The following is a 14216-nucleotide window of genomic DNA, read 5'->3' on the forward strand; positions in this document are numbered from 1 at the left end:
ACTAAGCCATCGGATCGAAAAAGCGATTATAAAATACAAACCGGTAGAATTTCGGGACTTTAAAACTTTCGGATTTTTCGGTATAGAATGTAATAACATAGTTGTGTTTTAGTGAAACTTTACGTCGAGAGCTAAGTCGGGTTCCGTTAATCGCAATTTTCAGGAATTCTTTCTTATGGGGCGTTAAAAAAGCCCGGTTTCCTTCTATTTTAATATTTGCCAGGTACGGGAGCAGATGGGGCAGATAAATATCCGCTTTGTTTTCTGATTTCACAGAAGAACCGATCCGAATCATGCCCCGCCTTGGCAGTTCGATTGAAATTCCCTCCTCAATTTCATTATCATCAAATTCGTCGTGCGATCGATAAGTAATAAATCGCAGCTTAGAGGGATTAATTTTCGGATAATCATCTTCGTTTTTCTCATCCAAAACATCAATACCTTTGTACTCGTATCCCTTGTACTCAAATCCGCTTCCCGCCCTCAAAGCCGGCAGGTAACTGGGGGAAGCATTCGTGATGCAAAATGCCACACCCAAACACAACCCCAACACCGCAAACCCCAACGGGTCTTCGTAGGGTTTAAAAGCCGCTGGCATCAGCCCTAGCAAACGCATCAGCTCAAAAATACCCGCCGCGATGAGACTGGCAATACTCGCCGCCAAAATACTCATAAATAGGCGCAGGTAAAAGCGTTTGGGGTTTCCCGCCTCCAGGCTATGATGTCGCCAACTCAACCCCTCAGCCAAACCCACAGAACCTCCCACCACCAGCCAACCAAACACCCGAATTCTCACCGGAGAAATTCCCAGGCTAGGGTCGAACAGAATTTGGGAAATGCCCCCCGCTGTTACACCAGCTATCAGTCCCACCATAAACGCCAACATCAGGGGAACTCCCAGCATCCGCACACTCAGTTTAGGACGGGTGGGGTTACTGATAAAAATCTCGTTAGTGACGCTGCCAATTGCCAGGGAAATCGCCATGCAGGGAAACAATACAATTTCCGGAAACCCTTGCAGCCAGCCGAAATCGCTGAGGAACACCTGGGCGATATTCCACCCCAGCAAAGCAGATATTAGACCAGCCAGTATATAGAAATAGAGTCTCATAATGCACCCTTTCCGTTAACCAATCGAACCCCATAGCACAGGCATCCTGTCTGTAAAATCATTAACATATTTTAGCCTCCATCTGGGGGGTTTAAGCATTGATTTCTGATATCTTCCTCCAACCATTTTTGTGTTCGACCACCTTCATCAATCACGCCATCAGGAGTATTTGCTCCTTTGGCTTCCTGATACTTCCTAATTGCGTCACTAAATTCTTGCCATCTTTCGTTATCTTTACCGATTTCTCCATATTGTAAGTTTTGGTCGAGTTCTAATATTTTTCTGACACACAATAAAACTATATAGATTTGATTATTCTGTACATTGTCGCGAATACCTATTGTAGTTAGTTGTTCTGGTGTTAGTTGAGTTATGTCAGGAGTTAAATTAGTAATCATTGCCTTTATTGCCTCATTTGTTCTGTGAAAACGTCCTTTATTTTCAGAACTAATTTCCGTCAAAGATTTTAATTCATCCTTTAGAGTGGCTATTTTCTCGTCCCTTATTGCCTCCAAAGCCTTGTTAGACTGATTTGCTATCAAACTTATAATCCCTCTTGTTGTCAATCCTATTCCACCTACTAATAATAAACCTATTACCCTCGTCAATATTAAATTTTCTGTGACAAAATCAATCCCCGCATCTAAAGCCGAATCAAGATGGTCGCCCCATCCTTTTTGGCGAATTAGCGTCATCTCGAATAGCGTACCTTTTTTAACACCCCTTTTGGGAGATACTTGGTTAAATATATTTTGAGGAACGTTACCCGTTGAGATTTGATAAAAAATGGCGGCGAAATGTGGAAAACTTAGTTCTTCAAACAATTGAGCTAAGGGTAAATATTTCTTGTCAGTTTTGCGGGGATATTTCCAAAAAGGCTGTAAATGTGTTAAGAATTCTGCCTTTTCTTCCGAGTAATATGTGATGATTCCTGGTTCGCATAAATCTGGTATTTGGCTGAGAGCATCTGCCAAGTCGTTGGCGAAATACACGCGGTAAAATTGCGACCACAAACCCTGCTTTTCATTGAGTAAGGATTGAGTCGCTTTAACAAGTTGTGGGATATAAACTTTGTCATGCACTAAACCACGGAGTTTATGTTTAATTTTGCTGTCCAATGGGGATGATTTTGGTGTTGTGATTAAGCGGGAGAGAAGACTATAAATTCCGTCATTAATATTTCGAGGCAGAAATGGCAAGCTGGGGGTGTTCTTTTGGTCCTCTGCGAGAATCGATGCCTGCAATTTGTGGCAAGATTCCCAACAGTCATCCGGCTTGGGGGCGGTTTGCATCCAAATCAAAAAGTCGGGCAAGAATTTCGGTATCAGTATGGCTTTTAAGGTCAACAGCCTAACCATCGGTTCGGAGTATATTTTGTCTTGATAGGCTTTGGATGCTCCTCGACTATCTAAAATCTGATGCCAAGATTTATCATCCATTTGGGGATAAAATAAAGCGATTTCCAAGTTGTTTATGTGTTCCGGCTTTATGCGGCCATTCATGATAGCTTTGACCGCCTTTTTAATCTCATTTTTATCCAAATCAAATGGCGACTCAGGCATATAAACAGAGAGTGTCATAATATACTGTTTCCGTTAACCAATCGAACCCCATAGCACAGGCATCCTGTCTGTAAAATCATTAACATATTTTAGCCTCCATCTGGGGGGTTTAAGCATTGATTTCTGATATCTTCCTCCAACCATTTTTGTGTTCGACCACCTTCATCAATCACGCCATCAGGAGTATTTGCTCCTTTGGCTTCCTGATACTTCCTAATTGCGTCACTAAATTCTTGCCATCTTTCGTTATCTTTACCGATTTCTCCATATTGAAATTCTGGTTCGAGTTCTAATCTTCTTTTGACACAAAATAAAACTATATACATTTGATTATCCTGTACATTGTCGCGAATACCTATTGTAGTTAGTTGTTCTGGTGTTAGTTTATTTATGTCAGGAGTTAAATTAGTAATCATTGCCTTTATTGCCTCATTTGTTCTGTGAAAACGTCCTTTATTTTCATCACTAATGTCCGTCAAAGTCTCTGGGTTATTCGTGTCTGTTTTTGATGTTTGTTGAGATTTTGATTCAGCCGTGACAGTGGCTATTTTCTCGTCCATCCTTGCCTCCAAAGCCTTGTTAGACTGATGTGATTTCCAACTTATAATCCCTCTTGTTGTCAATCCTATTCCACCTACTAATAATAAACCTATTACCATCCCTCTTCTAATCAATCTTAAATTTTCTGTGACAAAATCAATCCCCGCATCTAAAGCCGAATCAAGATGGTCGCCCCATCCTTTTTGGCGAATTAGCGTCATCTCGAATAGCGTACCTTTTTTAACACCCCTTCTGGGAGATACTTGGTTAAATATATTTTGAGGAACGTTACCCGTTGAGATTTGATAAAAAATGGCGGCGAAATGTGGAAAACTTAGTTCTTCAAACAATTGAGCTAAGGGTAAATATTTCTTGTCAGTTTTGCGGGGATATTTCCAAAAAGGCTGTAAATGTGTTAAGAATTCTGCCTTTTCTTCCGAGTAATATGTGATGATTCCTGGTTCGCATAAATCTGGTATTTGGCTGAGAGCATCTGCCAAGTCGTTGGCGAAATACACGCGGTAAAATTGCGACCACAAACCCTGCTTTTCATTGAGTAAGGATTGAGTCGCTTTAACAAGTTGTGGGATATAAACTTTGTCATGCACTAAACCACGGAGTTTATGTTTAATTTTGCTGTCCAATGGGGATGATTTTGGTGTTGTGATTAAGCGGGAGAGAAGACTATAAATTCCGTCATTAATATTTCGAGTCAGAGATGGCAAGCTGGGGGTGTTCTTTTTGTACTCTGCGAGAATCGATGCCTGCAATTTGTGGCAAGATTCCCAACAGTCATCCGGTTTGGGGGCGGTTTGCATCCACATCAAAAAGTCGGGCAAGAATTTCGGTATGAGTATGGCTTTTAAGGTCAACAGCATAACCATCGTTTCGGAGTATATTTTGTCTTTGTAGGCTTTGGATGCTGCTTGACCATCTAAAATCTGATGCCAAGATTTATCATCCATTTGGGGATAAAATAAAGCGATTTCCAAGTTGTTTATGTGTTCCGGCTTTATGCGGCCATTCATGATAGCTTTGACCGCCTTTTTAATCTCATTTTTATCCAAATCAAATGGCGACTCAGGCATATAAACAGAGAGTGTCATAATGTACTGTTTCCGTTAACCAATCGAACCCCATAGCACAGGCATCCTGTCTGTAAAATCATTAACATATTTTAGCCTCCATCTGGGGGGTTTAAGCATTGATTTCTGATATCTTCCTCCAACCATTTTTGTGTTCGACCACCTTCATCAATCACGCCATCAGGAGTATTTGCTCCTTTGGCTTCCTGATACTTCCTAATTGCGTCACTAAATTCTTGCCATCTTTCGTTATCTTTACCGATTTCTCCATATTGAAATTCTGGTTCGAGTTCTAATCTTCTTTTGACACAAAATAAAACTATATACATTTGATTATCCTGTACATTGTCGCGAATACCTATTGTAGTTAGTTGTTCTGGTGTTAGTTTATTTATGTCAGGAGTTAAATTAGTAATCATTGCCTTTATTGCCTCATTTGTTCTGTGAAAACGTCCTTTATTTTCATCACTAATGTCCGTCAAAGTCTCTGGGTTATTCGTGTCTGTTTTTGATGTTTGTTGAGATTTTGATTCAGCCGTGACAGTGGCTATTTTCTCGTCCATCCTTGCCTCCAAAGCCTTGTTAGACTGATTTGCTATCAAACTTATAATCCCTATTGTTGTCAATCCTATTCCACCTACTAATAATAAACCTATTACCATCCCTCTTATAATCAATCTTAAATTTTCTGTGACAAAATCAATCCCCGCATCTAAAGCCGAATGGAGATGGTCGCCCCATCCTTTTTGGCGAATTAGCGTCATCTCGAATAGCGTACCTTTTTTAACACCCCTTTTGGGAGATACTTGGTTAAATATATTTTGAGGAACGTTACCCGTTGAGATTTGATAAAAAATGGCGGCGAAATGTGGAAAACTTAGTTCTTCAAACAATTGAGCTAAGGGTAAATATTTCTTGTCAGTTTTGCGGGGATATTTCCAAAAAGGCTGTAAATGTGTTAAGAATTCTGCCTTTTCTTCCGAGTAATCTGTGATGATTCCTGGTTGCCATAAATCTGGTATTTGGGTGAGAGAATCTGCCAAATCTTTGGCGAAATACAGATAGTAAACCAGCGACCACAACCCATCGTTTTCATTGAGTAAGGATTGAGTCGCTTTAACAAGTTGTGGGATATCAACTGTGGAATGCACTAAACCACGGAGTTTATGTTTAATTTTGCTGTCGGATTGGGATGATTTTGGTGTTGTGATTAAGCGCGAGAGAAGACTATAAATTCCGTCATTAATATTTCGAGTCAGAGATGGCAAGCTGGGGGTGTTCTTTTTGTACTCTGCGAGAATCGATGCCTGCAATTTGTGGCAAGATTCCCAACAGTCATCCGGCTTGGGGGCGGTTTGCATCCACATCAAAAAGTCGGGCAAGAATTTCGGTATCAGTATGGCTTTTAAGGTCAACAGCATAACCATCGTTTCGGAGTATATTTTGTCTTTGTAGGCTTTGGATGCTGCTTGACCATCTAAGAGTTTGTTCCAAAATTTATCATCAACTTTGGGGTTGGCTAAAGCGATTTGCAAGTTGTTGATGTGTTCGGGTTTGACGCGACCTTTGATGATAGCTTTGATCGCGGTTTTAATCTCCCCTTCCCCAGAGATAAATACGGAATCACGGGGACGACGGGCTAAAACTTCCTTGAAAAGGGCTTCCGCTTCGGAACTGGCGGGATAAATTACTTGGAAATACCAGGGATTTTCTAAGGCAGCTACATTATAAGCCCAAGAATAGTCCTCGCCTTGTTTTTTCGCTCTCTCTTTCGCGATCGCGTTTAATATCAACGGTTGACAGCGTTTTTTAGGGCTAATAACGATGGTTGGTGATGAGTCGTGTAAATATTCTCTAAATTTATCTAATTGAACAGTCTGTGAATCAGGGTTTAAACGGTGTCCGGTTGACGGGGGTTTGTTATCTGGATCGAAGACGGGAAGCTTATCCTTCCATCGCAAAATTGCCTCGATATAGTCCTTTCCCTCACACCAAAAATAGCGGTATAGCGGTAGACTCCGCCCGCGATCGTCCCGTCCCCGGCTGACGACGGCTACCACCGAATATCCCCCGACCTGTCGCCCCACTATCGCCGGTTCCTCTGGGAGGCCCCCTTCTGACAAGGAAAATTTGCCACTGGAAATGGCATTTAATATCTGCTGGGGAATGTCACGGGTACAATTGATGTACTTTCCGGTAAATCCCCCCGATTCCCACCCGCCGCCGGGAGTTCGTTTCACTTCAATTCCGGTACTAAATTCGTGAATGTAGATCATCGTCATGGCTGTGAAAGGATTGCAAATGAGGACATTGGGAAAATCCCATTAGTCGCGATCGAGTTCCGGGTGGCGTTTTCCGGTACAAAGCCAGTAAACGGGGGCGACTAAACCAAAGGGCCGCCAGAGTTTTGGTTTTTTAATCACGGAAGTTGTCCCATCACGCGATCGCCTCAACCGTTTCGAGTTGGGTTCGGGGTACTGTTTCCCCAAAATCCCAAAGGCGGAAGTAGTGAAATACTCCACCCCCACCCGGTTTAATTGGCAATAGCTTTCCAGTTGGGCCGAGAGTTTGGGAAATCTCATGTTTGCCAACTTTTTCGGTTCGTGGCGGTTCACCCACAACTCCGACTGTTCGCACTTAGTCAACACAAAGGCAATCCGTCGATGTTGGTTCTTCAACTCAGCGCGATCGAGTTCCACCACCAGTTTTTCGATCCCCGCGCAATACTCCTTATCCTTGCGGTGCGAGGTTCCATCGACGAGTACCATTAACCCGGTCGCCAAACAGCAATCGTCGAGGTAATCATCCAGCATCGGATCGCCACTTTTATGCACCAAATCCCGGAAAAACTCCCCGCTGTAATCCTTACAACTGACGTTGATTTGCACCATCTTTCCCGACCCCCGCAACCAGGAAAAGCGATCTTTGAGGGTGATGCTGAGGGTGTAGTCCTTCACCGCGTCGATATCGTGGAGGTTGGTGGGTTCGAGTAATAATCCCTGTTCTAGGATGTCTCTGGCTTTGTTTACCAGTTCCTCGCTGTCTTCGCCAAGGGGGGAGACGGTTTGCACGGGATTATCGGGGCTGGCGTTGGGCCAGTAAGCCAGGGATGCCAAATAAGTGGTTTTCCCGGAACTGCGATCGCCGATAATTCGCACCGCCGACTCTCCGCCCAAGGTTTTGATGGATAATGATTTCGAGTTGGTTTTGTTGTCAAATAGCATGATCGACTCACTCACTCTTCAAGTTCAGATTTTGCCGGTACTTAACCAACACAACGGTTCAACTAAATTGTAAGGTTGCCACCGGTTTTGCTCCCGTAAAATCGAGACTCGTCCGTCAGTTCCCCCAGCATCCGCCCGGTTGGGGCGAGGGTCAGACTGTCCCAACACGCCGAAGGTTGACATCCCGAAAAACCGCAAGTTTTGGGGAGGAATGTTTTTTTTGAGGGTTGTGAGGGTTTTTTTCAAGTAAATGCCAAATAGGTCGGTTTCCGGGTCGAGTCGTCCCGGCCAAATTTCCCCCCGTTCGCATTTACTCATGGCTACGGCTAGGCGATAGTTATCTAGGCGATCGTGTTCGTCCATAATTTTTACAAATTGCTTGATCAATCGGCTATAAAAACTATCTCGGCTGCTTTCCCACTCGGTAAACAACAGCAAACAACCATCCACGTCCGCCCTAAAACATTCGTCGATAAATTCCTCGAGAATCGGGTCTGGGGAAGGCTGGAGAATTTTATCGAACACTTCCCCGGGGTAGTCGCGAACTGTGAGTTGGATATCGATTTTGGGTTTGAGGAATCCCGGTTTCACTTCGATTTTAAAGGAGTAGTCGGGAAGGTCATCGACACTTCTGATGCGATCGCCTAGCACAGTCGGTTCAACCGCTAACCCTTTGCAAATTGTCTGTTCGGCATCTTCGGCGAGCCTGTAAGTCTCGTCGTTCAGGGGTTCGATGCTGTATTGGCTACGGGAACCCTGATACTCAGGAAACTGGCTGAGTCCGGCGAGATAGGTGGTTTTTCCAGATGCCCTGGGGCCGATTACGCAAATGTTGCCCATAGCTGACTCCTTTATTGGTTACTACTAAGATAAGTGCCCAGATAAATCCAAGGAAGTTCCACCAGTTCCCGGCTGTAAATGCTAGTGATGAAACATCTCACCGATAAACCGGAGGTATATTGGTTGAGTTCGGCGATGTGGGATTGTAGGGGACCGAAAAACCTTTTGAAAACGTAGTCGTTGCGTTGCATCCAGTTCATCTCGGCATCCACGGGATGATAAGCTAGTTTTCGGGCTTCTTCTTTCAGGTCGATGCCTCGGATCAGGTCGGCTTTGTTCAGGCACAGAACCAGATGTTTGGCTTGGCGACAGTCTTGGCGGAAAAATTTTACCCACCGCTCAAATCGTTGAATCCATTGTTTGCGGGTGATAAAGTCTTCCTGAATGATGCCATCCCCCTGGCGGATAATTTCCCGGTAGGGGGACAGGATTAGGCACACGCCTTGACTGCTGTGAGCGGTTTTCAAAAATTTTCTCCACTCGTCGGGGTTGTCGTTTTTCCAAGTCGATCGCCATATTTCCCCTGGTGTATCTATCCATTCGGTATAGATGTTTTTGGGTCGGCTGGGCAGGGTCACTTCGATCTCCAGTTGGCGATCGTAGGTAGCCTGGCTGGCATCGGTAGCCATGGTTTTTCCCTCCTGGTCATTATACAGAAGGGCTTTAAGCTGATTGTAAAGGGGATCGGTGACTTTGACGAACTGGCTGCTGGGATGAGCCAGTTCCAGCACTAGGGAAGTTTTGCCCGTATTGCGATCGCCGATATAGATAACGCCCATAGGAAAAGTTCCAATAAAAAGGTCTAAACATGGTGGTCGGGTCAATCGGTTCTGGGTAAGTCGGTTCTGGGTAAGTCGGTTCTGGGTGAGTCTATGGCGAGACTTCCAGTTGGCGATCGCATCCCACCACCTCCGCGCCGCCACTTTGACCCAGAGGCGATCGCCCCTCCCCCCGCGAAAGTTCTAAAAAAGGGTGCTACAAAATGTGGGTTAATAGAATCTACAACCCTTACAGTGAGGCACTTTCACTATATTAAACCTAATGCTTAAAGGCCTAATGGTATCCCCTTATTATCAAACACAAATCTACTGGAATCTATCTTGGGACTGTAAACTTTTCTAAAGGTTATCCTCCGATTGCAGTTATCCTCAGTTAGAGATGGCCATCCGGTGGGCTGATCATCTATCTACCTATCAGGGACAACCGATAAATTTACGCAAATTTAGAAAAATTTAATTGATCAATTACCTCTAATCTCTGTGTAGAAGCCATTTACAGCGGCGATCGCCCCTACTTGGGGGCCCGTTCGATGTGACTAACTGATAGTTCGCCAAGTTTCCGAAATTGCCAGTCTCATGTTGATTGTTTTCAATTACTGATTTTCATACCGGATCTGGCTCAACTTTTACTTGTGAAGCATATTTGGCTCTGGGTTTGGACGAATGAATGACAGGCTAACTATTAAAATTTAGCTTTTATACTCTTCATCAAATACACCCCATACCTGAGCAATTTTTTTCAGGTCTTCGACAATTTTTTGTAATGTTTGTTTGATATCTTCAACACTTTTCGGATCTTTACGGAAACCAGAATGAAGAACATCATTGCGTAAATTAGCCAACTTACAAGGGGGATTATTCCATAATTGATTGATCATCTTACGCTTAGATTCTTCAATCTCTTTATATTGACTGCGGTAAATTGACTCACGCTCTCCCACTTTACCACCACAACAAAGGATTTCCATTTCTTCCCGTGCTTGTTTATCCATTGGATCGAGTTCAAAATTATAACAGAGGAGAGAAGGTAGCCATTCCCGTCCTAGTGATATAGCTTGGACATATAGACCCTTCTTTGCATACCACTCAATCTCAAAAAACTGTTTCTGTAATGCAGCTTTGCCATTGACTTGATAGTTTTTCGGTTCAGCTAAAGCAAATTGACCATACTCACTCACAACACGATTTAATAATAGTTCAAAAGGTGGCACAACTCGTGCTAAGTCTGGTTTACCTTGTTCAATACTTTCCGGTAAAGCTGCGGCGGCGGTCATGACATCCATGGGACGCAATAATTGCAAACCTTGAGAAATTTCTAAAATGCGATCGCCCAATGCTTGAGTATGACCCTCTGCCTCTTGCAACAATTTCGCCAAGTCTTCACCATTCCCAGTTTTCAGAAACTGATCCGTTGCTGTAAGCCAGTCAAACAAGCGGACTACTGGTAAAAGGTCAAAGGTGGGGGTAATGCCATTCTCCTTAGCTTCAAATGCACCATAAAGCAAACCTTCGATGGTAATATTTCGCACCACTCGAAAATAACTAACTGCCAAAAGCGCAACAATTGGCACAGAGCGAAATGAATGAGTAATATCAAAAATTACGCGATCGCCATCTTCCAAACATTCATTAACTTTATTGAAAATTGTCCAGATATCTTCTGGACTATTCCGCTCAGGAATGTTTTTGACTGGGACAATCTCAATATCAGGAAACTTTTGTGCCAATATTTCTTCAAGTTGATGCCAATTTGAGCGATCTTCTTTCTGGTCTCCCCTACCAGGACATTTGGTTTCAACTGTTGGAGTCAAGAAAATATATATTTTCTGGGGCTGATAAAATTCAGCCAAAGCCTCTTGGTAGTATTTTGTGGTCAAATGGATTGACTGAGTAGGATGTTTATATGTGGTAACTTCGTAAGAGTTGAATCCCAGAAAAGAAATGATTTTGGTGATGGCGGTTCTCATGATTAATTAATCCTTTAATAAGTTTCGGTATGACCCATTCCCAATCTTGTCTTAATTCCAGTTCCTGAAAACTCAGAATATTGAACCAACAAATTCGCGACATTGACCAGTAGGGGGTCGGTTTTGTACAATGCCTTTAAGGTGATTTCACCAACAAATCCATTAACTGAGTCTTTCCCAATTCTACATAACTGAGTAGAAATTCGATGACGTTTCAGAGCGATCGCATTTGATAAATAAGTAATCAATTCTCCACTACCCAAATAAATCGGAGCAAAATTATTCCAAGATTGCAGCCAACTCCGAAACATCAGTCCGGGAACTGGAAGGGGGAGCTTTATCGATTTTTGGGCGAAAGCGGTGGGAGTTGTAAACTTGAGGTTAGACTCGAAAATTGGCTCCGGTTCATTAGCTACTAAGGTGGTGTAAAGTTGTTCGTAACTTGTGATATTATCTTGGCGATCGGTAACTTTAAATTTAAATCCTAAAAATTCTAAACCACCAGATAAATCAAGAGATGCGATCGCTTTAGAACTTTTTTCTTGCAAACCAGAAAAGGTTAGCTGATAAAACTCTTCAGGTTGAAATGTAATGAAATCTCCAGCCCCCAAGTACCGTCCCCTGATGCTAGAAAAGCTAGTGTCAGGGATCATATTGAGACCAATTCCTAACCCCAATTGATGATGAAGTTGTTTAACCAACTCCAAGCCGTAAGACCTAGGAAGTGTTATCGGTTCACAAACAGTCAATGTCCAAGTTGAACGAATCAGCATTAATTAATTATCCTCGAAACTTTACCCACCCCGGGACATATTTAATATTGCCTTGAGGATCGACCACAGTACGACGAGATTTGGGAGCTTCAAAGTTGGGAGCTTTTATCCCACAAGTATCTCTAATTTTTGCTCTCAAATCATCTGCAAATAGCCATCCTACGGTTGTTCCGGTCATCCCACTAGCCCAACCTATTCGCAAATGATAAGGGCATCTTTCTGGTTCATAAAAATCTCTAATCGCTGTGAAATCAAGATTTTTACCTTGATGCTTTTGGTTTTTAACCATGCTCCAGTAATCATGTTCTCCATCCCACTGTTCTTGAGCAAAACTTTGGCAAATTTTCAGCAATTCATCAACGGATTTAAAAGGCATTTTCATGCCTCTTTTGTGTTGAAACCAGGATAACATTTCCGTATCTAAGGACAAAGTAAACTTGGTTTTAACATTTCGGACAACTTCTGCATAAATAGAAGCTCTGTATTTAGCATTCTCATTTTCAAAATGACTAGAAACCAGAATTTCAGCTACAACGGGAATGTTAAAAGTAACTTGTCTGTTGTTAATCGTCACTTTTCTTTCAATTAGAGGTTGAGAATCAGTGACTTGAACAGCTCGCATAATATCAGTATTAGGCCCGGTACGCTCTGCCATTGATTTACCCTGATAATTTAATGAGAAATCCGCAAATAAACTATCCATGAATAGCTCATCGTCTGCCCACTTTTGTTGTCTTTTCAAGTGGTCATTATCTAACTGCTGCCTCAGTCGTTCCTCGATCGCACTCACTCGGTTAGAATTAGGAACTCCGTACTGATCAGCATTTTTGAGTAAGTAATAAGCGATCGCTGTTCTAATGGCACCTTTAATTGAGCTGCCGGGAATGTAAAGCTGTCCGAATCCATTACGAATCATGGGCCGTAAATCAGTTACTTTTTCATCAGTCCATTTCCTGTCAATTGCTCCTAGTGGAAAAATAGGATTTCCCAAAATATCTTCAGCATTTTGCCAATTTTTACCAAAAGCTGATTCCAGAATACTGAGAATTTCTTGTCGATGCTCTATCGCACCGATATAATCATGCAATTTTCCTCGATTTGACAACGCTCTAGCCAGAGCTTCTTGATCTGGAAGATAGACTCTTTGACTGGTTTGAACATATTCAAATGGGTTGAGCCGAGACACCGCAGAGCCAATGTGTAAAAGCGGACTCGATAACTGAATTGTTCTAGTTTCATAAACTTGAGGCTTGGAAATATTCAAAGCTGAAACCATGACTATTGTTGTTATAGGATAATAGGCAAGCTAAAACCAATTCCACTCCGATACACTTTATGTAATTTTTGAAATTGGTAGGGAGTTACATCCGCTAATTGTCCGTTAGTAGGCATTGGAAATACCGAGCCTTCGACAAACATTCGCACTTTTTTACGTCGCAGTTGTCGCCCAGAAAAGGGAGAGGAAATCCATCCCCCTCGTTCCAGTATTCCATAACTAGCTCTATCATTATGGACTATATCCGAAATCGGATTTTCCCAAAGCAAACTGATTAAACTGTAGTCGGTTGCTTGAGGACAGTTAAGCAACTTTTTCCATGTATCAGATAGCTCTGACCAAGTGGGTTTAAATTGTCCTGCGCCACTGGAACGCTCACCGCCTAAGCCTTCATCCCCCAATAAATTTAAGGCGGCAAAAAGTCTATTTTCTAAGTCTTTATCGACGTTAACTAAATCTATTAAAAAGTACAATCCACAGGACTTATTAAATTGTACAAAACCAGTATGATAGAAATTAGTCGCCCGAGTTTGTCGGTCGATCGCTACTTTGGGAGTTTTATGGATTTGATAGGCTTGGCTATAGTCAAAAATTCCCGAATTTTTGAGATTACCAGAACTGTTAGCCTGGTTAGTATAATCAATCAATTCGGTGCGATCGGTCCCCGTAAAACCACTACCTTGATACCAGCGTTGCCAAATATCCAGAGGTAAGTAGTGAATTTTTTTGTAAGTCTTGGTAAATTCTAAATCATTTCCTACTGGATACCCGCGCGGAAATTTGAGAGGTTTTGGTAAGTAGTCAATCCTTTTCTGACCATCCTCAGAGTAAATAAATGTTGAGCTGACCCGAAAAGGAGGCGATGATTCAAAAGATTGCAGTAAATCTTCAACGGCATCTTTTCCAAACAACCGAGCATAGGAAATAATCAGCGCACTAAATAATGTATCAGAACGCACCCGTTCGCTCGTTTCTTCAACTCCAATTCCGACTTCACCAAAATGGGTAGAGTGTTGTCCGAAATTCAGGCTAACTCGCTTGTAGTTGCTCATAATCTAG

12 protein-coding genes are annotated in these 14216 nt (G+C 42.6%); 1 reads left to right on the forward strand and 11 read right to left on the reverse strand.

The genetic code is table 11. The features are described from left to right. Position 1: 1 nt before the first annotated feature. From N39L_RS17820 to N39L_RS17850, 7 genes are all read right to left on the reverse strand, one after another. On the reverse strand, positions 2-1111 hold the full coding sequence (locus N39L_RS17820) for a hypothetical protein (RefSeq protein ID WP_014275911.1): 1110 nt from the start codon (positions 1109-1111) through the stop codon (positions 2-4). A gap of 71 nt (positions 1112-1182) precedes the next feature. Beyond that, on the reverse strand, positions 1183-2691 hold the full coding sequence (locus tag N39L_RS17825; RefSeq protein WP_014275913.1) for a hypothetical protein: 1509 nt from the start codon (positions 2689-2691) through the stop codon (positions 1183-1185). Positions 2692-2762: 71 nt separating this feature from the next. Further along, the gene (locus N39L_RS17830; protein ID WP_014275914.1) at positions 2763-4319 is read right to left on the reverse strand and encodes a hypothetical protein; all 1557 of its coding nucleotides are present in this window, start codon (positions 4317-4319) and stop codon (positions 2763-2765) included. Between the two features lie 71 nt (positions 4320-4390). Next, positions 4391-6580: a hypothetical protein gene (locus tag N39L_RS17835; RefSeq protein WP_014275915.1), complete on the reverse strand. Its 2190-nt coding sequence runs from the start codon at positions 6578-6580 to the stop codon at positions 4391-4393. A 42-nt stretch (positions 6581-6622) separates the two neighbouring features. After that, positions 6623-7522 (reverse strand): hypothetical protein, encoded by a 900-nt coding sequence (locus tag N39L_RS17840; protein WP_006619029.1) that lies wholly within the window; start codon positions 7520-7522, stop codon positions 6623-6625. A 24-nt stretch (positions 7523-7546) separates the two neighbouring features. Next, positions 7547-8362 carry a P-loop NTPase family protein gene (locus N39L_RS17845; RefSeq protein ID WP_006619028.1) on the reverse strand — a complete coding sequence of 272 codons (816 nt, stop codon included), beginning with the start codon at positions 8360-8362 and terminating at the stop codon, positions 7547-7549. Positions 8363-8373: 11 nt separating this feature from the next. Continuing rightward, positions 8374-9285: a Rab family GTPase gene (locus N39L_RS17850; protein ID WP_014275916.1), complete on the reverse strand. Its 912-nt coding sequence runs from the start codon at positions 9283-9285 to the stop codon at positions 8374-8376. Here N39L_RS17850 and N39L_RS17855 point away from each other — a divergent pair. After that, positions 9235-9411, forward strand: coding sequence for a hypothetical protein (locus tag N39L_RS17855; protein WP_162097037.1), 177 nt, complete (start codon positions 9235-9237; stop codon positions 9409-9411). The two genes, N39L_RS17850 and N39L_RS17855, sit on opposite strands and share 51 nt — an antisense overlap. A 419-nt stretch (positions 9412-9830) precedes the next feature. Here the strand turns inward: N39L_RS17855 and csx2 are convergent, their stop codons facing one another. From csx2 to csm4, 4 genes are read right to left on the reverse strand one after another with little or no spacing between them, the layout of a single operon-like run. Further along, positions 9831-11108, reverse strand: a complete 1278-nt coding sequence (csx2, locus tag N39L_RS17860; RefSeq protein ID WP_006619026.1) for a TIGR02221 family CRISPR-associated protein — start codon at positions 11106-11108, stop codon at positions 9831-9833. A gap of 14 nt (positions 11109-11122) precedes the next feature. Further along, positions 11123-11881: a CRISPR system precrRNA processing endoribonuclease RAMP protein Cas6 gene (gene cas6 / locus N39L_RS17865; RefSeq protein WP_006619025.1), complete on the reverse strand. Its 759-nt coding sequence runs from the start codon at positions 11879-11881 to the stop codon at positions 11123-11125. 7 nt (positions 11882-11888) lie between these two features. Then, a complete protein-coding gene (gene csm5, locus N39L_RS17870) occupies positions 11889-13157 on the reverse strand; it encodes a type III-A CRISPR-associated RAMP protein Csm5 (protein ID WP_006619024.1) in 1269 nt (422 codons plus the stop codon). 11 nt (positions 13158-13168) lie between these two features. Beyond that, the gene (gene csm4 / locus N39L_RS17875) at positions 13169-14209 is read right to left on the reverse strand and encodes a type III-A CRISPR-associated RAMP protein Csm4 (RefSeq protein WP_006619023.1); all 1041 of its coding nucleotides are present in this window, start codon (positions 14207-14209) and stop codon (positions 13169-13171) included. Positions 14210-14216 lie beyond the last annotated feature (7 nt).

The sequence above is a fragment of the Limnospira platensis NIES-39 genome (assembly GCF_026000695.1).
GTDB classification, from domain to species: Bacteria; Cyanobacteriota; Cyanobacteriia; order Cyanobacteriales; family Microcoleaceae; genus Limnospira; species Limnospira platensis.